General features: G+C 61.5%; 18 protein-coding genes. 7 read left to right on the top strand and 11 right to left on the bottom strand.

The genetic code is table 11. The features are described 5' to 3' along the window. Window positions 1-5 precede the first annotated feature (5 nt). The 5 genes from alr to rpsF form a co-directional block, all read right to left on the bottom strand. Entirely contained in the window at window positions 6-1,124 is a 1,119-nt protein-coding gene (gene alr / locus AAC029_RS07280; protein ID WP_339745750.1) for an alanine racemase, read from the bottom strand. Continuing rightward, a complete protein-coding gene (locus tag AAC029_RS07285; RefSeq protein WP_339745752.1) occupies window positions 1,102-2,577 on the bottom strand; it encodes a replicative DNA helicase in 1,476 nt (491 codons plus the stop codon). The genes alr and AAC029_RS07285 overlap by 23 nt, the downstream gene beginning before the upstream one ends. 175 nt (window positions 2,578-2,752) lie before the next feature. Next, window positions 2,753-3,379: a 50S ribosomal protein L9 gene (rplI, locus tag AAC029_RS07290; RefSeq protein WP_339745755.1), complete on the bottom strand. Its 627-nt coding sequence runs from the start codon at window positions 3,377-3,379 to the stop codon at window positions 2,753-2,755. Window positions 3,380-3,391: 12 nt separating this feature from the next. Continuing rightward, the gene (gene rpsR, locus AAC029_RS07295) at window positions 3,392-3,646 is read right to left on the bottom strand and encodes a 30S ribosomal protein S18 (protein WP_233342419.1); all 255 of its coding nucleotides are present in this window, start codon (window positions 3,644-3,646) and stop codon (window positions 3,392-3,394) included. A 12-nt stretch (window positions 3,647-3,658) separates the two neighbouring features. Further along, complete coding sequence (gene rpsF / locus AAC029_RS07300; protein WP_091770150.1) at window positions 3,659-4,015, bottom strand: 30S ribosomal protein S6; 357 nt, start codon at window positions 4,013-4,015, stop codon at window positions 3,659-3,661. A 236-nt stretch (window positions 4,016-4,251) separates the two neighbouring features. Here rpsF and fabD point away from each other — a divergent pair, with 236 nt between their 5' ends. From fabD to gmk, 7 genes are all read left to right on the top strand, one after another. Further along, window positions 4,252-5,205 carry an ACP S-malonyltransferase gene (fabD, locus tag AAC029_RS07305; protein ID WP_339745758.1) on the top strand — a complete coding sequence of 318 codons (954 nt, stop codon included), beginning with the start codon at window positions 4,252-4,254 and terminating at the stop codon, window positions 5,203-5,205. A 2-nt stretch (window positions 5,206-5,207) separates the two neighbouring features. After that, window positions 5,208-5,945 carry a 3-oxoacyl-[acyl-carrier-protein] reductase gene (gene fabG, locus AAC029_RS07310; RefSeq protein ID WP_339745762.1) on the top strand — a complete coding sequence of 246 codons (738 nt, stop codon included), beginning with the start codon at window positions 5,208-5,210 and terminating at the stop codon, window positions 5,943-5,945. 162 nt (window positions 5,946-6,107) lie between these two features. After that, window positions 6,108-6,344 (top strand): acyl carrier protein, encoded by a 237-nt coding sequence (locus AAC029_RS07315; RefSeq protein ID WP_091770144.1) that lies wholly within the window; start codon window positions 6,108-6,110, stop codon window positions 6,342-6,344. A 10-nt stretch (window positions 6,345-6,354) separates the two neighbouring features. Then, window positions 6,355-7,632, top strand: coding sequence for a beta-ketoacyl-ACP synthase II (gene fabF / locus AAC029_RS07320; RefSeq protein ID WP_339745765.1), 1,278 nt, complete (start codon window positions 6,355-6,357; stop codon window positions 7,630-7,632). A 25-nt stretch (window positions 7,633-7,657) separates the two neighbouring features. Next, on the top strand, window positions 7,658-8,722 hold the full coding sequence (mltG, locus tag AAC029_RS07325) for an endolytic transglycosylase MltG (RefSeq protein ID WP_339745768.1): 1,065 nt from the start codon (window positions 7,658-7,660) through the stop codon (window positions 8,720-8,722). 1 nt (window position 8,723) lies between these two features. Next, entirely contained in the window at window positions 8,724-9,605 is an 882-nt protein-coding gene (locus tag AAC029_RS07330) for a YicC/YloC family endoribonuclease (protein ID WP_339745771.1), read from the top strand. Next, entirely contained in the window at window positions 9,595-10,248 is a 654-nt protein-coding gene (gene gmk, locus AAC029_RS07335; RefSeq protein ID WP_339745773.1) for a guanylate kinase, read from the top strand. Before AAC029_RS07330 ends, gmk begins: the two co-directional genes overlap by 11 nt. Here the strand turns inward: gmk and rsmA are convergent. The 6 genes from rsmA to AAC029_RS07365 form a co-directional block, all read right to left on the bottom strand. Next, a complete protein-coding gene (gene rsmA, locus AAC029_RS07340; RefSeq protein ID WP_339745775.1) occupies window positions 10,235-11,095 on the bottom strand; it encodes a 16S rRNA (adenine(1518)-N(6)/adenine(1519)-N(6))-dimethyltransferase RsmA in 861 nt (286 codons plus the stop codon). The genes gmk and rsmA overlap by 14 nt on opposite strands. Beyond that, complete coding sequence (gene pdxA, locus AAC029_RS07345) at window positions 11,092-12,108, bottom strand: 4-hydroxythreonine-4-phosphate dehydrogenase PdxA (protein WP_339745777.1); 1,017 nt, start codon at window positions 12,106-12,108, stop codon at window positions 11,092-11,094. Before pdxA ends, rsmA begins: the two co-directional genes overlap by 4 nt. After that, window positions 12,108-13,376: a peptidylprolyl isomerase gene (locus AAC029_RS07350; RefSeq protein WP_339745780.1), complete on the bottom strand. Its 1,269-nt coding sequence runs from the start codon at window positions 13,374-13,376 to the stop codon at window positions 12,108-12,110. The genes pdxA and AAC029_RS07350 overlap by 1 nt, the downstream gene beginning before the upstream one ends. 73 nt (window positions 13,377-13,449) lie before the next feature. Continuing rightward, window positions 13,450-15,633: an LPS assembly protein LptD gene (gene lptD, locus AAC029_RS07355; RefSeq protein ID WP_339745783.1), complete on the bottom strand. Its 2,184-nt coding sequence runs from the start codon at window positions 15,631-15,633 to the stop codon at window positions 13,450-13,452. A gap of 79 nt (window positions 15,634-15,712) precedes the next feature. Then, entirely contained in the window at window positions 15,713-16,810 is a 1,098-nt protein-coding gene (locus AAC029_RS07360; RefSeq protein ID WP_339745785.1) for an LptF/LptG family permease, read from the bottom strand. Between the two features lie 4 nt (window positions 16,811-16,814). After that, window positions 16,815-17,930 carry an LptF/LptG family permease gene (locus tag AAC029_RS07365; protein WP_339745788.1) on the bottom strand — a complete coding sequence of 372 codons (1,116 nt, stop codon included), beginning with the start codon at window positions 17,928-17,930 and terminating at the stop codon, window positions 16,815-16,817. Between the last annotated feature and the right edge of the window lie 13 nt (window positions 17,931-17,943).

Consider the following 17,943-nt stretch of genomic DNA (forward strand, 5'->3'; position numbering starts at 1 on the left):
CAAGCTCACAGCGCTGCAGAGGTTCCGGGCAAATAGACGCGCTGGAAACGCAAGCCGAGCCGGACGAGGAATTCATAGCTGATCGTCTGCGCGGCCTGGGCCATCGGTTCGATATCACCGTCAAGAAAACTGACCCAGTCGCCGGGCGTAACCGGTTCGGTCACGTCGCTCAGATCAAGCGTCGTCAAATCCATCGAGATGCGACCAATGATCGGCACTTTGACACCGCCAATGCGACCAAAACCGCCATTGCCGCAGGCCCGCAACAGCCCGTCGGCGTAGCCGGTCGCGACGGTGGCAATCTGCATTTCCCGCTCGGCGGTGAATGTCGCGCCATAGCCGGCGCAATCGCCGGCCCTGATGGTGCGCACCTGCAAAACCGGTGCTTCGACGCGGACCGCCGGGGCGAAGGGATCGTCCTGACCCGGTGCCGGATGGCCGCCATAGAGCGCCAGACCCGGCCGCAGAATGTCGAAATGATAGCGTGGGTCGAGCATGATGCCGCCGGAATTGGCGAAGCTCGCCGGGATGTCGGAGTAGTGGTCACGGACGGCGGAAAAACGTTCCAATTGCCGGGCATTGAGCGGGTGGGCGGGCTCATGCGAACAGGCCAGATGGCTCATCAATTGGCGCACATCGAGACCGGCAAGCCAATCGGGATTGTCCATCAGGCTGCGCGTCGCATTGGGACCCAGCCCGAGCCGATTCATGCCGGTGTCGAAATGGATGGCGCAGGGCAGATCGGGCGCGAGTTCGCGCAGCTGATGCAATTGGTGCAGATCATTGATGACCGGGAAGAGCCGGGCCTCGCGGAGCGATTCCAGCTCGGACGGCCAAAAGCCGTTGAACACGAAAATATCGGCTTCGCGCCCGGCCAACGCCTCGCGCGCTTCGCGGCCCTCGGTGGTGTGGGCGACATAAAAGGTGCGGCAACCGGCATCGGCGAGGGCGGGAACAACCCGTGAGGCGCCCAAGCCATAGGCATTCGCCTTGACCACGGCGCCGGCCTGCGCGCTCGGTGCCAAGCGTTTCAGGGCCGCGAAATTGCGCTGGATCGCCGCCAGATCAATGACCAAGCGTGGCGCGGGCTGCGCCGCAGGCTCAACCGTCTTCGAATCGTTCATCAAGATCGCTAAACTTCGTGCGTGCCCCGTCAAAGGACAGTTTGGCCGTGCCGATGGCGCCATGGCGTTGCTTGCCGATGACCACTTCGGCCAGTTTTTCAATGATACGGAATTCTTCCTGCCAGGCGAGATATTCCGGCGTGTCTTCGCGCGGCTTCTCGCGTTCCTTGTAATAGGCTTCGCGATAGACAAACAGCACCACGTCGGCGTCCTGCTCGATCGAACCGGATTCGCGCAGATCGGACAGCTGCGGCTTCTTGTCTTCGCGGCTTTCGACGTTACGCGACAGCTGCGACAGGGCGATGACAGGAACTTCCAATTCCTTGGCCAGGGCCTTGAGATTCTGCGTCACTTCCGAGACTTCCTGCACCCGGCTATCGCCCGGCCGGTTGCGTGAAGATGTCACCAGCTGAAGGTAATCGACGATGATCAGGTCGAGGCCGTGGGTGCGTTTGAGGCGGCGCGCGCGGGCGGCGAGGGCGCCAATCGGCAGGCCACCCGTATCGTCAATATAAAGCGGCAAGGACTGGATCTCGAGCACCGCGTCGCGGATTTCCTCATACTGGGTCGCGTCAATCGTGCCCTGGCGGATCATATAGCCGGGGATGCCCGTGTAATCGGCGATCAGGCGCATCGCGAGCTGCTCGGCGGACATTTCCAGCGAGAAGAAGCCGACAACCCCGCCCTTGGTAGTCTTCGTCGTGCCGTCAGGCTGTTCCTCGAAGGCGTAATTGCGCGCCACATCGAAGGCGATATTGGTCGCCAGCGCGGTTTTCCCCATCGAGGGCCGGCCAGCGAGGATAATCAGGTCGGACGGGTGCATGCCGCCGAGCTTTTCATCGAGCGCCTTCAGCCCCGAGGAAATCCCCGACAGGCCGCCATCGCGCTCATAGGCCGCCGCGGCTGTCTCGACCGATTCGGTCAGCGCCTGTTTGAAGCTGACAAAACCGCGCGAGGTCGAGCCGGCTTCGGCGAGGTTGAACAGCTGTTGCTCGACCGCCTCGATCAGCTTGCGCGGCTGGGTTTCGGCATCGGTCGCTGCGGTGGCCGAGAGCTCGTCACCGATCCGGATCAGATCGCGGCGCAGGGCCAGTTCATAGATCATGCGCGCGTATTCGGTCGCCGCCGAATTATTCGCGGCGCTCTCGATCAGCACGGCCAGATAGGTGGTTCCGCCGATTTCGCGCAGACCGTCATCGCGATCAAAATGGGTTTTGAGGACCACGGCATCGGCCAGCGAACCGCGCCCGATCAGATCGGCAGCGGTCTCGAAAATGCGGCCATGGACGGGATCGTAGAAATGTTCCGGCTTCAGCCAGTCGGCGATGCGGTGGAAGATTTCATTGTCGTACAGCAGCGCACCGAGGAAGGCCTGTTCGGCTTCCAAATTGTGCGGTGCGGTCTCCAGCGTCGTCGGGGCGCCGGTATCGAAGGTCATCAGCTCGGTTGTCATGCGAATGGAATACAGGCTCAAGCCCGGCGATACGACCCCTCAAGCCGTAGACAGTGAATTTTTACCACAGCATTTTGCCCGGCCTGTGGAGAGGTGTGGATAAGTCTGGTGGCAAACAAAAACGGGCGGGTCTCGCGACCCGCCCGTTTTCAAGCTTCAGCGTAAGGCTGATAGCCTAGGCTTCGTCGTCTTCAGGCGCTTCCGAATCGTCGGCACCATCGGCGCGGCGTTCGGCTTCTTCTTCGCCTTCTTCGCTGGCTTCGAACAGGTCGGCAGCTTGGGCTTCGGCGATGGCGCGATCTTCGTCGGCTTGCGCCGCGATCACGTCTTCACCAGAGGCCTGGCGTTCGGCTTCGTCGAGCGAGCGGGCGACATTGATCGTGACCGTCACCGAAACATCGGCGTGCAGACGGATACGAATCTCATGCAGGCCCAGCTTCTTGATCGGTGCGTGCAGATCAATCTGCGAGCGGATCACTGACGTGCCGGATTCCGAAACGATCTCGGCAATGTCACGCGAGGAGACAGAACCATAGAGCTGACCGCTTTCACCAGCGGAACGAACCATGACGAAGACTTCGCCATCGATCACTTCACCAGCGGTAGCCGCTTCGGCAGCCCGTTCGGCATTGCGTGCCATCAGGGCTTCTTTTTCCGCTTCGAAGCGGGCCATATTGCCTTCATTGGCGCGCAGCGCCTTGCCTTGCGGCAGAAGGAAGTTACGGGCGAATCCCGGACGGACCGAGACAACTTCACCCATGACGCCGAGATTTTCGACGCGTTCCAGGAGAACCAGTTTCATCGTGCGCTCTCCTTAATCCATCACATAGGGAAGCAGAGCCATCTGGCGGGCGCGTTTGATGGCGCGGGCCAGTTCACGTTGCTTCTTGGCGGAAACCGCCGTGATACGGGACGGGACGATCTTGCCACGTTCGGACATGTAACGAAGCAGGAGCTTCGGGTCCTTGTAGTCGATCGCGGGTGCATTCTCGCCGGAGAATGGGCACACCTTGCGGCGGCGCATGAATGGGCGGCGAGCGGGCAGATTTGCAATATTATCGGATGACATCTGTTTCTCTCCTTACGACCGGAAATCGCGGCGCGGACGACGGTCATCCTTCTTCGACAGAATCGCCGAAGGTTGATCGGTGTGCTCGTCGACACGAAGGGTCATGAAACGCATGACGTCTTCGGACAGGCGCTGCAGGCGCTCAAGTTCGTCGATCACGGCGCCATTGGCGTCGATATCGATCAGGCCATAATGACCCTTGCGCGATTTGTTGATACGGTAGGACAGGTTGCGCAGGCCCCAATATTCGATCTTGCCGGTCTTGCCGCCATTGGTCTCGATCAGGGTCTTCGTTTCTTCCAGAAGAGTTTCCATCTGGGCCGGAGAAACATCCGGACGTACGATAAATACGTGTTCGTAAAGTGCCATTACGGCGCCCTTCTTCAGCGGTTGCGGCGCAAGCCTCGCCGAAGGGGCGGGCAGGCTCGCGGTGGCTCCTGGGCCGATCCGCCACACCATGTGACGGGAATAATGGAACAGGACCGCAACCAAGCGAAGCGCGCGTTTAGCTCATCGCGATCCGGCACGCAAGACGCATCACCTCTTGCGCGTGCGCCGTGACAAAGGGTATCGAGCGATCAACTCAAGTCGCAGGAGGCGTTCGGATGACGCTCGCATTCGTATTTCCCGGTCAGGGCAGCCAGGCCGTTGGCATGGGCCAGGAGCTCGCCGCCGAATTTTCCGCCGCGCGCGCCGTGCTGGCCGAAGTCGATGACGCACTCGGGCAAAACCTGTCGGGCCTTATGGCCAATGGGCCGATCGAGGATCTGACCCTGACCGAGAACGCCCAGCCCGCCCTGATGGCGACCAGCCTGGCGGTGATGCGGGTGCTCGAGGCCGAGTTCGGCATTTCGGTTGCGGCGGCACAATTCGTCGCCGGTCACAGTCTGGGTGAATACTCCGCCTTGGCCGCTTCGGGCGCGTTGACGATCAGCGATGCCGCGAAACTGCTCAAGCTGCGCGGCCGCGCCATGCAGCAGGCCGTGCCGGTTGGGCTGGGGACGATGGCGGCGCTGCTCGGTGCCGATGAAGACATGGCGCAGCAGGCCGTGGATGCCGGCTCGCTAGTCGGGATTTGCGCGATTGCCAATGACAATGCGCCGGGCCAGATCGTGATTTCCGGCTCGACCAAGGCGATTGAGGCCGCGATTGATCGCGCCACGGCGCTCGGCGTCAAGAAAGCCATGATGCTGCCAGTCTCGGCACCCTTCCATTGCGCCATGATGCAGCCAGCGGCCGATGCGATGGCGGCGGCGCTAGCCTCGACGACGATCCTGCCGCCAGCCGTACCGGTTGTCGCCAATGTCACCGCGCGTCCGACATCGGATGTTGAAACCATCAGGCGGCAATTGGTCGAACAGGTCACCGGCCGGGTGCGCTGGCGCGAGAGTGTATTGTGGATGGTGGAAGAGGGCGGCATCAAGACGCTCGCCGAAGCTGGTGCGGGCAAGGTGCTCACCACGATGCTGAAACGGACCACCAAGGACGCGAATGGCGTGCCGCTCAATGTGGCCGCCGATCTGGAAGCCTTCGCGGCTTCGCTCAAAGAGGATGCCTGAGAATGTTTGATCTGACCGGCAAGAACGCGCTCGTCACCGGCGCCACCGGCGGCCTCGGCCAAGCCATCGCCAAGGCTTTGCATGCGCAAGGCGCAACCGTCGCTCTCTCCGGCACACGCGAAAACGTGTTGCAAGAGCTCGCCGCCGAGCTGGGTGACCGCACTCATGTTTTGCCCTGCAATCTCTCCGATGCCGAAGCCGTCGACGCGCTGCCGAAACAGGCCGCTGCAGCGATGGGCTCGATGGATATTCTCATCGCCAATGCCGGCATCACCCGCGACCAGCTGTTGATGCGCATGAAGGATGACGATTGGGACATGGTCTTGCGCGTCAATCTGGAAAGCTATTTCCGCCTTTGCCGCGCTGCCTTGCGCGGCATGATGAAAGCGCGTTGGGGCCGGATCGTCGGTATCACCTCGGTCGTCGGTGTCACCGGCAATCCGGGCCAGACCAATTACTGCGCCTCCAAGGCCGGCATGATCGGTTTTTCCAAATCCCTGGCCCAGGAAGTCGCCTCGCGCGGCGTGACGGTCAATTGTGTCGCACCCGGATTTATTGCCTCACCGATGACAGATGTGCTCAATGAAGATCAGCGCAAAGCCATCCTGACGAAAATTCCTGCTGGCGATTTGGGTACGGGCGATGATATTGCTGCTGCGATTGTTTATCTTGCCAGTCAGGAAGCCAATTACGTCACAGGCCAGACACTTCATGTGAATGGCGGTATGGCAATGATTTAACGGAATATCTTGCCAGAATGAGCACGGTTGCCCATTCTGGTCAGCGCTCGGGAAGTATGTTACTTGCCCGCGCATCTTGGTGAAGGCGGCCCGGTTTTGGGGCGCTATGCCTCCTTTCCTGCGCCGTCGATCTCCTGCGGCGAATTACCATGAGGGTCTGAAATGTCTGACGTTCTCGAGCGCGTTAAAAAAATTGTTGTTGAGCATCTCGATGTCGACATCGAAAAAGTTACGGACAATGCGAGTTTCATCGACGATCTGGGCGCAGACAGCCTGGATAATGTTGAGCTCGTGATGGCGTTTGAAGAGGAATTCGACATCGAAATCCCCGACGACGCTGCCGAGCACATCCAAAAAGTCGGCGACGCGGTGAAATTCATCTCCGAGAAAGTCGGCTAAAGACCGGTCCATGCGGCGCGTCGTCGTCACTGGAATTGGTCTGGTCACTCCGCTTGGCTGCGGCAAGGATATCGTCTGGGGACGTCTTCTTGCCGGCCAATCCGGTCTGGGCCTGATTGAGCATTTCGAAACCGGCGATCTGGCCTGTCAGATCGCCGGTCTCGTGCCGCGTGTCGATGGCCGCGGCGGTGGTTCGCCTGACGATCCCGGTGCCTTTGCACCTGATAGTGTCATGAGCCCGCGCGACCAAAAGCGCATTGACGATTTCATTCTCTATGGTGTCGCGGCGGCAGATTATGCCATTGCCGATAGCGGTTGGGTCGCGAATTCCGAAGAAGAGCGTTGCCGCGCCGGTGTCATGATCGGTTCGGGCATTGGCGGTCTGGAATCGACCTATAACGCCTCCATCGACCTGTATGAAAAAGGTCCAAGGCGGCTTTCCCCCTTTGTCATTCCCGGCCTGTTGATCAATCTCGCCTCCGGCCAGGTTTCGATCCGGCACGGGCTGAAAGGCCCCAATCACGCCGTCGTTACGGCCTGTTCGACCGGTGCGCACGCGATCGGCGATGCGGCCCGGATGATCGCCCACGGCGATGCTGATCTGATGGTTGCCGGCGGCGCTGAAGCAGCGGTCTGCCGGCTGGGCATTGCCTCATTTATCGCCTGCAAGGCGCTTTCGACCGGTTTCAATGACAATCCAACCGCCGGCTCACGCCCCTGGGATCGCGATCGCGACGGTTTCGTGATGGGTGAGGGGGCCGGTGTTGTCGTGCTCGAGGAATACGAGCACGCCAAGGCCCGCGGCGCGACCATCTATGCCGAGGTCAAGGGCTATGGCCTGTCCGGCGACGCCTACCACATCACAGCCCCGGCCGATGATGGCGATGGCGGTTTCCGGGCCATGTCGGCCGCGCTGAAGGATGCCGGGATCGATGCGTCCGAGATTGATTACATCAATGCGCATGGCACTTCGACGCCGAAGGGCGACGAGATCGAATTGCGCGCGGTCGAACATCTGTTCGGCACCAGTGATGTGGTGATGTCCTCGACCAAATCGGCGATCGGTCATTTGCTCGGTGCGGCCGGGGCGGTCGAGGGCATTTTCTCGATCCTGGCGATTCGTGACGGCATCTGTCCGCCGACCCTCAATCTCGACAATCCATCCGTGTCGACCTCGCTCAATCTGGCCGCTCACAAGCCCGTCAAACGTCCGGTTCGCGCGGCGCTATCGAATTCTTTCGGATTCGGTGGCACCAATGCCTCCGTGGTATTCGTCGCGGTCGATTGAGTGCGCCGCTTTTCGGGATGGCTCCATGAGTGACGTTAAGACGCCCAAGGCGAAAGTTGATGCCAATGCCAAGGCCAAAGGCGGCTTGGGCAAGCTGGTGCTGTGGCTGTTCGTCGGCTTGCTGGGGCTCGCTTTGCTGGCTGCCGGCACGGCCTATGGCGGTTATCGCTGGCTGCAGGCCGAATTTGTCGCGCCCGGGCCAGCGATGGAAGAAACCGTTATCCTGCTGCCGCGCGGTACGGGTCTGGTGCGGATCTCCAGCCAGCTGGAAACCGCCGGCCTGATCGACGATGCGCGCCTGTTTCGAGCCGCAGTCACGCTGGATGGCGGTGAACGCTCCCTGCGAGCCGGCGAATATTCTGTCCCGGCACAGTCGAGCATGGCGCAAATCTACGAATTGCTGCGCTCCGGCCGCACGATGCAACATCCTGTCACTTTTGCCGAAGGCCTGACCAGCGCGATGATCGTGGCGCTGCTGCAGCAGAGCGATGTCCTGACCGGCGAGATCGCCGAGATCCCGGCCGAGGGCACACTTCTGCCGGAAACCTATCTGGTTGACCGGGGCACAGAACGCCAGGTCGTCCTCGACCGTATGCGCGCCGATCAGCAAGCCCTGCTCGACGAGCTGTGGCCGCACCGCGCCGAGAACTTGCCATTCGAGACCCGCGAGCAGGCGATCATTCTCGCCTCGGTGGTGGAGAAGGAGACCGGAATCGCATCGGAACGGCCCGAGGTTGCCGCCGTCTTCGTCAATCGCTTGCGCCGCGGCATGCGGCTGGAGAGTGATCCAACCATCATCTATGGCATCACGCGCGGCGAACCGCTTGGCCGTGGCCTGCGCCGCTCAGAGCTCGACAATGCGGCAAACGCCTGGAACTCCTACCAGAATGATGGCCTGCCGCCGACGCCAATCGCCAATCCGGGCGCAGAATCGATCGCCGCCGTGCTCAACCCCGCCGATAGCCGGGATCTGTTCTTCGTCGCTGACGGTAGCGGCGGACACGCCTTTGCGGCGACCTATGCCGAGCACCAGAGAAATGTCGCGCGCTGGCGTCAGATCGAAAGGGCTCGCCCACGGGGGGGCAATTAATATGGCTGAACTTTCCGGCATGACGGGGTTTGCGCGCACTGAGGCCAGTTTTGAGCAATTCAGCTGGGTCTGGGAAGCACGCAGTGTCAATGGCAAGGGGCTTGAGGCACGTTTTCGCTTTCCCGGCGGTTATGACCGGCTTGAGGCCGGTGCCCGCGATCTGGCCAAGGCCCGTTTTGCCCGCGGAAACATCCAGGCCAGTCTGACCCTCAACCGCGGTGCAGCAGATGCCGTCCTGCGCGTGGATACGGCGCGAATTGACGCCATTCTCGCCGCCGCCGAACCCTATGTCGCCAGCGGCCGCGTGCTGCCGGTGAGTTTCGACGGGCTTTTGGCTGTGCGCGGTGTGCTCGATGTCGAGGATCGCAGTGAGCCGGATGATGCGGACGAACTCGATGCCGCGCTGTTGGAGAGCCTGGCCCTGGCGCTCGACAGCCTGCGTGATGTGCGCCTGGTTGAAGGTGGTGAATTGCTCGCTCTGCTGAGCGGACATGTCGATACGATTGAAAGCCTGACCCAACAGGCTGAAACCAGTGCCGCTGTGCGGGTTGACGCGATCCGCGGCCGCATCGCCGCGAAATATGCCGAACTTCTGCCCCAAGGGCTCGATCCGGAGCGTCTGGCCACTGAGGCGGCCGCGATGGCGGTCAAGATGGACGTCCGCGAGGAGCTCGACCGGCTGCACGCCCATATCCGCGCCGCCCGCGAATTGCTGGAGGCCGGTTCACCGACCGGTCGCAAGCTGGATTTCCTGTCTCAGGAGTTTAATCGCGAGGCAAACACTCTATGCTCCAAGTCATCCGATTCTTCACTGACCCAGATTGGCCTCGCCATGAAAAACGCGGTCGACCAATTCAGGGAGCAGGTACAGAATGTCGAGTGACGGACATCCCCCCATTTTTCGCGGCGGCCGCCGCGGGGTTTTGCTCGCCCTGTCGAGCCCGTCTGGCGCCGGCAAAACGACACTCTCCAAGCGCCTGCTGAGCCAAAATCCGGATGTTGTTCTGTCGGTCTCGACGACGACACGGCAGGCGCGGCCGGGCGAGGTCAACGGCCAGGACTATAATTTCGTCTCCGTTGACGAGTTCAAGGCGCAGGCCGAGGCGGGGGAGTTCTTCGAATGGGCCGAGGTGTTTGGCCGCTTTTACGGCACGCCGAAATCCCTCGTACTCGAAGCCATCGAAGATGGCCGCGACGTGATTTTCGATATCGATTGGCAAGGCGCCCAAGCGCTCGCGGCGCAGGCCCCGGAAGACACTGTGCGCGTCTTCATCCTGCCGCCCTCGCTGGATCTGCTTGAGGACCGGCTGAGCAAGCGCGGCCAGGACACACCACAAATCATTAGTGACCGCATGGCGCGGGCCAAGGACGAGATCAGCCATTGGCATGAATATGATTATGTCATCGTCAATGATGACTTTGCGCGTGCCCTCGACAAGCTCAACCAGATCCTGCACGCCGAACGCCTCAAGCGCTCGCGTCATCCCTGGCTGGACGGCTTTGTCGAAGCGCTTATGGCTGAGTAGCGCGCGCCGCTCGCCAAGCTCTGGCGAGCCCTTGGAAGCCGGCAATATCGATAGTCTCGGCTCGTGCACCCGGCTCAAGCCCGGCCGCCGCGATCAGCTCTTCGGTTGACGCCGTCGTCTGGCTCGCAGCTTGTCCCAAGCTGCGGCGCAGCGTCTTGCGCCGCTGACCAAAGGCGGAAGCGGTAACAATCCCCAAGGCCTGCAAATCATCGAACCGTTTTCCGTCCGGCAGCGGGTCGAGCATCACCACTGCCGACTCGACCTTGGGCGGCGGTGTGAAGGCTTGGGCCGGGATCTTCATGACCAGTTGGGCGGCACAAACCGATTGGGTCAGGATGGCCAAGCGGCCATAGGCCTTGTCGCCAACGCCCGCGACGATCCGGTCAGCGACTTCGCGCTGGAACATCAACACGGCGCGGCGCCACCAGATTGGCTGCGCCTGCAACCATTTGATCAACAATATGGTGCCGACATTATAGGGCAGGTTGGACAGGACGACCCGGTCTTCGCCCGGCAGGATGGCCGCCTCGTCGATTGTCAGGCCATCGGCTTCCAAAACGGTCACCCGTCCGGGAAAGGCCGCGCTGACTTCTTCCAGCGCCGGCAGGAAACGCGCATCCTTTTCGACGACTGTCAGCTGCTTGGCGCCGGCACCGAGGATGGCGCGGGTCAGTCCACCGGGGCCAGGCCCGATCTCGATGGCGTGGCTGTTCGACATGTCACCAGCGAAACTGGCGATCTTGGCGGTCAGGTTGAGATCGAGCAGGAAGTGCTGACCGAAGGATTTCTTCGCTGCCAGATCATGGCGCGCGATGACATCGCGGAGCGGCGGCAGATTGTCAGTCATGCCCGATGCCCGGCGATTTCGGCTGCTGCGTCGAGCGCGGCAAGCAGGCTGTCGGCGCGGGCAACGCCTTTTCCGGCAATATCAAACGCGGTGCCATGGTCGGGCGAGGTGCGCACGATGGGCAGGCCGAGCGTGATATTGACGCCGCCATGAAAATCGAGCGTCTTGACCGGAATCAGGCCCTGATCGTGATAGAGGCAGATCGCAGCGTCATAGCCCGCGCGCGCCTCGGCATGGAACATCGTGTCCGGGGGCAGGGCGTCGGTGATGGCGATGCCGTCGGCGCGCAGCCGGGCGGCGACCGGGTTGATAATATCGATTTCCTCGCGCCCGAGGCTGCCGTTTTCGCCCGCATGAGGATTGAGACCGGCCAGGGCCAAACGCGGACGGTCGAGGCCGAAATCGCGTTTCAACGCTTCGTGCGTCAATCGCGCGATTTGCTCGATCCGCGCCGCCGACAGGTTTGCGACGGCTTTGGCCAACGGTTCGTGGATTGAAGTGAGCACCACGCGCAGACCGCCGCCCGCCAACATCATCGCCGGGCCGCGTGTTCCGGGGATTGGACGGTTCTGCGTGAGCTCGGCCAGAAATTCGGTATGACCGGGAAAGCTGAAACCAGCTTCGTACATTACCGATTTGGCGATCGGCGCGGTCACCAGGGCGAGCGCCGCGCCGGTGAGGCAGTGTTCGACGCCGGCTTCGATGCAGGCTTTGACGGTGGCGGCGTGACGCGGATCCGGCTTGCCGGCAATGAGTGGGGCGGAGATAGCGACCGGCGATGCCAGCACAGGAAGCGCGCGGGGAAAGGTTGCGCCTGCTGCGGCCAGCGTTTCGATCCCGACCGGGGCAGGTAGGCCGAGGTGTCGGGCGTATTCGCCCATCGTGCCGATATCGCCGATGCAGGCAAAGAGGGGACCGGACTGCCGGCGCTGTGCCCATGCCTTGAGGATGATCTCGGGGCCGATACCAGCCGGATCACCCATCGAAATGACGACAGGTGAGGTGCCAGACATTACTCGCGGATCTCGACCGTGCCGTCGCGGCGCAAATCTCGAAGCCAGCGGCGTGAGAGCAGTGAAAGTTGCTGCCCGCGCAGTTGTGATTCGAGGTCGTCGCGGCTGGGAACGCCCGGACCGGCGATCGTGCGTTGGCAGACGATCAGGGTTTGGAGGCCAGCGGCCGTCTGAAGCACGCCAGTATTTCCACCGTCACGCAGGGGCGCGAGCGCTTCGCTGATCTGCGGCAGCAGTGCATCGGCGCCGATCGCGCCGAGCGGCGTATTGATCGCACCGGGAATGCGGCCAGCGATAGCGGCGGCCTGCGCACAGGTCGGATTGGCGCTCATCGCCGTCGAAAGCGCGGCCTGGGTGTTGGGACGAACGGCACTGACAGGGACCGTGATTTGATCGAGGTCGTATTGCAGCGTTGTGGTGCCATCACGCGCCGCAACGAGAGCGACGATCATAAACCCGCCCGGAACACGGACCGGGTTGGACAAGGCGGCCCCGCCCTGGCTCTGGGCGTATTGTTGCATCAGTTGCGGGACGATAGCAGCGACTTCCGGCGGCAATTGCGACGCCACGATCCAGCCGATATCGCCGCCATTGGCAGCCGAAGGGGCGTCAGAATACTGCCGCGCCAGTTCAGGGAAGGGCGCGCCGCGTTGCAGTTGATCCATCACCGCGATGACACGGTCAACGGTTTCCTGTTCGCGACTGACGCTCGGAATTTCAAAGAATAATTCGAAGATTCGATATTGGGGTTGCGAGGCGCTGGCCGCGAGCCGTTCGAGCGCCATCTGGATCTGTTGATCGCTGATGCGGATGCGCGAGCCATAGCGGCCATTGACCAATACCTGCCAGGCAATTTCTGCTTCGAGCTGGTGCCGCAGGGTAGCGATATCAACGCCGGAGCGTTCCAAGTCGCTGACAATGGAATCGATCGTGGTGTTGTTGCGGTCTGCGAGATCCTGGATGGACTGGTTGATTTCCTCGTCACTGACATCGACGTCGTACTCGCTGGCGGCCTGCAATTGCAGGCTTTCATCGACCAGACCCCGGATCGCCTGGCTCTGGATCTGTGCCAGTGTTGCAGCATCGATCTGAGTCAGCCCCGTCGAGGCGATGATCAACCGCATCCGGTTACGCACATCCACCGTAGTGATCGGTTGATCATTCACAAGCGCGGCAACGCCCTCGGTCGATTGGGCCAAGGCGCCAGGCGCGGCTATCGCAAGCAGGGACGCAATAAGCGCCAGCACAATGTTTTTAACGCGTGTCATCAAAATTCGCTATCCGGTTCCGCGCGGAACATTACCCAAAGACGTCTTCGGTGCAATCGCCCGGCACTGTAGATTAGTCAGGGGCCACGCCACCCAAGGTGAACAGGGTGATGCGGATCTGTATCGATTCCGATGGACCGAGGCGTGTGATGCCGGAGTCCTCGCGTTGATATACAATGTCCAGTCGAGTGCATTCGTCGGCAAAACGAAATCCTGCCGTTTGAATTCGGGTCACGTCCGCATCCAGATCGTGAATGCTGTCGGCAATCAAGCTCCACCGGTCGGTCAACCGCGCCGTGAGGACCGTACGGATCTCACGCTGCGCTGATTGAGTCCCATTTTCGTCGCTGACATCAAGATAGCCGATCATTCCTGTCACGTAAGAGCTGGTATAGCCGAACGATACATTGAGCCGATTGATATCGCCATCCACAGTATCGAGACGCGTGTCCAGCGCTGCCGTGAATCCGGCTATGCTCAGTTCGCCGGCTACTACGTAATCGGAGTTTTGTTCGAACAAGCCGCTTGCGGGACTGAAAACGGGATTACCGTCAAAGCGATGACTCTGTCCGACGAATACGCTGGCCAGGCCGCTTGCCCCCCATTGTGCCGTTGTGCGCAAGCCATAGCTCACACGCTGCCCCGGCTCCCATACATCGAAGCCGGGCGCCCTGACGGCGGAGAAAAGAATGCTTTCGTCGAGGTCGAGTGAGATGCTGTCCTGGTTTAATATTCGACCGGCCTGCTGATCGTCGGAGGCAGCGACAGCGGATATTACCGGCTCTACGAGCCAGTCGACGGTTGTGCCAGGCTTGTACAGCGGCCAGGAAAATTCTGTCCCGACAAGGCCGAGCTGGCGTGTCACGTCATCCGCAGAGGCTGTGAATGATCCTGGCAGATCGCTGAAGGAATAGGCATCGCTACGACCGTAAGCAAAGGGTTCGATCACGACGCCGGCGCTGCTCACCCAGCGCGTGCGCCAATCCACAGTGACGCTGGCTCGCGCATAATCGGCCCCCAATTGCCGATTGAGAACGGCCGCATTGCCAGCGAGATTGACGCGACCCCAACCTTCAGGGGCGGTGAAAACCCGTTCATAACTCGCCATTGGGGCAATGGTCGGAATGGTTTCGTCGTCTTCGCCCGTTTGCAGGCTCTGGAAGTCTGCCGCAATGAGCGAAGCATAACTGTTTTGAGTGCGTCCCTTGATATAGAACTGGCTGACCAAGCGCCGATTCTGGGCCTCGATCGGAGCGCCGCGATCACGGTCGATCTCCGAAAAGTCATAGCGCCGCAATTGCAGATCATCTGACGCGCGCTGAATCCCGAACCCCCAACGCCAATCGGGATTTATGTCCCATTGGCCGCCGCCAAAGACGTGCCAGCGCCAGGCTTCCTCGCCAAAGCGTTTGCCATCGCTGTCGATTTCCGCTTCGTGCGTCAAGCTACCTTCGAATGCCATCGCGCCCGACCAGAAACGCTTGCGGTATTCGGTGTAGAGCAAAGGGTTGACATTGGTCATGAAACGCGGCGCCAGGGTTATGTCCTGGGACGGCGAAATCGACCAGTAATAGGGTTGCTGATAACCGAAGCCCAGTCGCGATGAAACATTGAAACCGGGGAAAAGGAAACCACTATGCCGTTCGGCTGAGGGGTCGGGGTGGGCGAAGACCGGTGAATATAGCACCGGCACGCCCATGACTTCGAGCTGGGCGTCGCGGTAATAGATCATCTGCTCGTCGGGGTCCTGGATCACCTGACGGGCGCGAAGCCGCCAGGTCGGCTCATGCTCGCCAGCCTCGCAGAGTTCGCAGGCGGTGTAATAGGCATCTTCGAGTTGCATCGCGCCGTTACTGCGGCGGATGGCGGCCGCGGCGGCCATATGCCCATTGTTTTCAAGCAGGGTCGCAAAGCCGAGCGCGACTCCAGTCGACATCGCCGAATCAAGTTCGACCTCGTCGGCATATTGTGGGAAGGGGCCTTGGCCGTGAATCACGACATGACCGCGTGCGATGATTCGATTGAGATCGGGGTGGTATTCCAGCTCGTCGGCATAGAGCGTCCGACCGTTCTGCCGAGCGCGGACGTTACCGGTTGCCAGATAGCCGGCGCCCTCGCCGAGATCGACGAGATGGTCGGCCTCCAAATAGACCGACGCATCCTCGTCTTGTGCTGTCTGAGCCAAGGCTGCAGGCGACAGGACGAGGGCGCTGGCGCCCATCAATGCAGCCGCGAGGCGGCTAAACTGCGACGCCATGCGTCACTCCTTGTCTGACCCGGTCATGTTCGAACACCGGCTTTATGACTAACGGAACCGTGTGCGATCGTCCATCGCCTCATCCGTCTTCGGTCGAGGCAATATAACTCATCGCCAGCAGCGCGGTCAGGGCTGGCGCTGCCCAAGCCGCCGTTGCGGCGGGCAGGGCGCCCGTGGCCCCGAGTGAGCTGAGCACTTCTTGAAGGAAAAACATCAGAAAGCCGGCCAGTCCGCCCGCCAGTGCGAAGGCGGCGGCGCCGCCGAGCCGATGCAGGCGCAAGGTCGCAGCGGCGGCAATCAGGGTCGCCGCCAGCAGCGTCAGGGGCAATGCGAGCAAGCGGTGCAGGCGCAGTTGATAGCGCTCGGTCGCGAGGCCTGCCTCGTGGGCCGAGGCGATCAGCCCTGGCAATTCCCAAACCGACACGCCGTCCGGAGAGCGAGAGCGCTCGAACAGCGCCTGCCGGTTAATCAGAGTCGGAACGGTCACAAGACCCAAATCCAGCGCGGTGCTATTGGGCGTGCGCTCGACAGCCTCGGAAACTTCCCAAAAACCTTCGTGCAGGCTCGCGCTCGCCGCATCGATTCGCCGCTCCAGATTCGGCACGCCGCGCTCATCGACAGAGAAATACATGAAGGCCGGCGTCATCAGACGCTGATTGTCCTCGTCGAGCGACAGTGCTGCGATAACGGTAAAGCCATCCAGATTGGTTTCGCGCAGCCAGACGGGGCGTTCGACATCGGGGCTGCGACGCACATCCATCAGCGCATCGCGCCGGTGTTCGAACTCGGCATTGCCGGCCGACCCGAGCGGGTTGAGCGCCAGTGTTCCCAGAACGCCGCCAATCAGCGCCAGCGCGATCGGTGCCGACAGGATGCGCCAGGCCGACATGCCCGATGCGCGCATTACGATCAGCTCGCTGGAACGGTTGAGGCGGAAGAGCGAAGTCAGAACGCCGAACAGGAAGACGAAGGGCAGGGTGGTTTCGATCAGCGATGGGGTCTTGAGCAGGGTCAGACCGAGCAGGTCGAGCGAGCTGATATCGACCCGCGTGCCGATGGCGCGCGATTGTTCGACGAAATCAACCAGGATGATGACGGTGCTGATCACCAGCAGCGCCAAGCATAGCCCGAGCAGCGTCTGAACCATCATATAGCGATTGAGGCGGCTGGTCAGCATGGGCTCAGCCTCTCGCAGCGGACAGGCGGCGTGGGCGCACCCGCGTTGGCCAGTAAATCACGCCGAGAGCGACCAGAGAACCGAACAATGGGATCAGGTATTGCGCAATATTGGCAGACGAATCGGCGGCGCTGGCGGATTGCGCCGCGAAACCGGTCAGCCGCAGCGCCAGCCCGAGCCCGACTGCGACCATTACGCGGCGGCCATAACCCAGGCGCGAATAATCACCGGCCAGGAAGACGGCGGCGGCGATCAGCACGAAGGCGAGGTTATAGAGCGGTGAAGAGAGCCGGTAATGCGCCTCGGCCCAGGCCCGTTCCGGTCCGCCGCTACGGGCGATCGTGCTGGCATCGGGCCAGATCAGCTCGTGCAGAAAGCGGTCGCTTTCCTTGAAAAACATGGCGTCGATCGGGCCGACGAATTCGCCGAGATCGAATTCGGTGCGGTCAAAGGTCACATAGCCCAGCTCGCCAGCGGCATCGATTTGCTGCCGGTTGCCATCGGCCAGCACCATGGAAGATTGGGTCGAGGAGCGGACAATGAACCCCTCGCGGGCCGTGATGGTGATCGGTTCATTGGCGACGCGGGTGTCGTGGATCAGCACGTCCTGCATACGGCCATCGCGGCCACGCTCGCGCGCATACAGGGTTACACCGGCCCCGATCTCGGTGAAGGCGCCCGGGGTGATCAGGCTGGCGGCGGCGTCGGAGCGAAGATCATGCAGACTGCGCCGCATTTCGCGATAGGCGAGCGGCTGCACGAAAAGATTGATCGCGAGATTGAAAATTATCACATAAACAGCGAGCCGGATCAGCGGCAATAACACCGCCAGCCGACTCATACCCGAAGCCGAGGCGATCACGAATTCGCTGTCGGCCGAAAGCCGGTTCATGCCCGACAATAGGGCGATGAACAGGGCAATCGGCACCAGCAGGGCGGTCAATTGCGGCAGCGCCAGCAAGGTTACTTTCAAGAAGGTGAGGGCCGTTTGGGAATGACCTGAAACCAGATCGACATTCGAAAGACTCTGCGTCAGCAGAGCCAGACCAGCGAGCGCCGAGACTGCCGTAATGAACGGCCAGAGCATTTGTCGGAAGAAATAACGTTGAACCAGAATCATGACCGAGTTTTCG

Origin of the sequence: uncultured Maricaulis sp., assembly GCF_963975345.1 — a bacterium.
Classification (GTDB): domain Bacteria; phylum Pseudomonadota; class Alphaproteobacteria; order Caulobacterales; family Maricaulaceae; genus Maricaulis.

Bases quoted from the DNA above. Each gene is read 5' to 3' on its own strand.
- alr (WP_339745750.1), bottom strand. From the start codon at position 1,124: ATGAACGATTCGAAGACGGTTGAGCCTGCGGCGCAGCCCGCGCCACGC.
- AAC029_RS07285 (WP_339745752.1), bottom strand. From the start codon at position 2,577: ATGACAACCGAGCTGATGACCTTCGATACCGGCGCCCCGACGACGCTG.
- rplI (WP_339745755.1), bottom strand. From the start codon at position 3,379: ATGAAACTGGTTCTCCTGGAACGCGTCGAAAATCTCGGCGTCATGGGT.
- rpsR (WP_233342419.1), bottom strand. From the start codon at position 3,646: ATGTCATCCGATAATATTGCAAATCTGCCCGCTCGCCGCCCATTCATG.
- rpsF (WP_091770150.1), bottom strand. From the start codon at position 4,015: ATGGCACTTTACGAACACGTATTTATCGTACGTCCGGATGTTTCTCCG.
- fabD (WP_339745758.1), top strand. From the start codon at position 4,252: ATGACGCTCGCATTCGTATTTCCCGGTCAGGGCAGCCAGGCCGTTGGC.
- fabG (WP_339745762.1), top strand. From the start codon at position 5,208: ATGTTTGATCTGACCGGCAAGAACGCGCTCGTCACCGGCGCCACCGGC.
- AAC029_RS07315 (WP_091770144.1), top strand. From the start codon at position 6,108: ATGTCTGACGTTCTCGAGCGCGTTAAAAAAATTGTTGTTGAGCATCTC.
- fabF (WP_339745765.1), top strand. From the start codon at position 6,355: ATGCGGCGCGTCGTCGTCACTGGAATTGGTCTGGTCACTCCGCTTGGC.
- mltG (WP_339745768.1), top strand. From the start codon at position 7,658: ATGAGTGACGTTAAGACGCCCAAGGCGAAAGTTGATGCCAATGCCAAG.
- AAC029_RS07330 (WP_339745771.1), top strand. From the start codon at position 8,724: ATGGCTGAACTTTCCGGCATGACGGGGTTTGCGCGCACTGAGGCCAGT.
- gmk (WP_339745773.1), top strand. From the start codon at position 9,595: ATGTCGAGTGACGGACATCCCCCCATTTTTCGCGGCGGCCGCCGCGGG.
- rsmA (WP_339745775.1), bottom strand. From the start codon at position 11,095: ATGACTGACAATCTGCCGCCGCTCCGCGATGTCATCGCGCGCCATGAT.
- pdxA (WP_339745777.1), bottom strand. From the start codon at position 12,108: ATGTCTGGCACCTCACCTGTCGTCATTTCGATGGGTGATCCGGCTGGT.
- AAC029_RS07350 (WP_339745780.1), bottom strand. From the start codon at position 13,376: ATGACACGCGTTAAAAACATTGTGCTGGCGCTTATTGCGTCCCTGCTT.
- lptD (WP_339745783.1), bottom strand. From the start codon at position 15,633: ATGGCGTCGCAGTTTAGCCGCCTCGCGGCTGCATTGATGGGCGCCAGC.
- AAC029_RS07360 (WP_339745785.1), bottom strand. From the start codon at position 16,810: ATGCTGACCAGCCGCCTCAATCGCTATATGATGGTTCAGACGCTGCTC.
- AAC029_RS07365 (WP_339745788.1), bottom strand. From the start codon at position 17,930: ATGATTCTGGTTCAACGTTATTTCTTCCGACAAATGCTCTGGCCGTTC.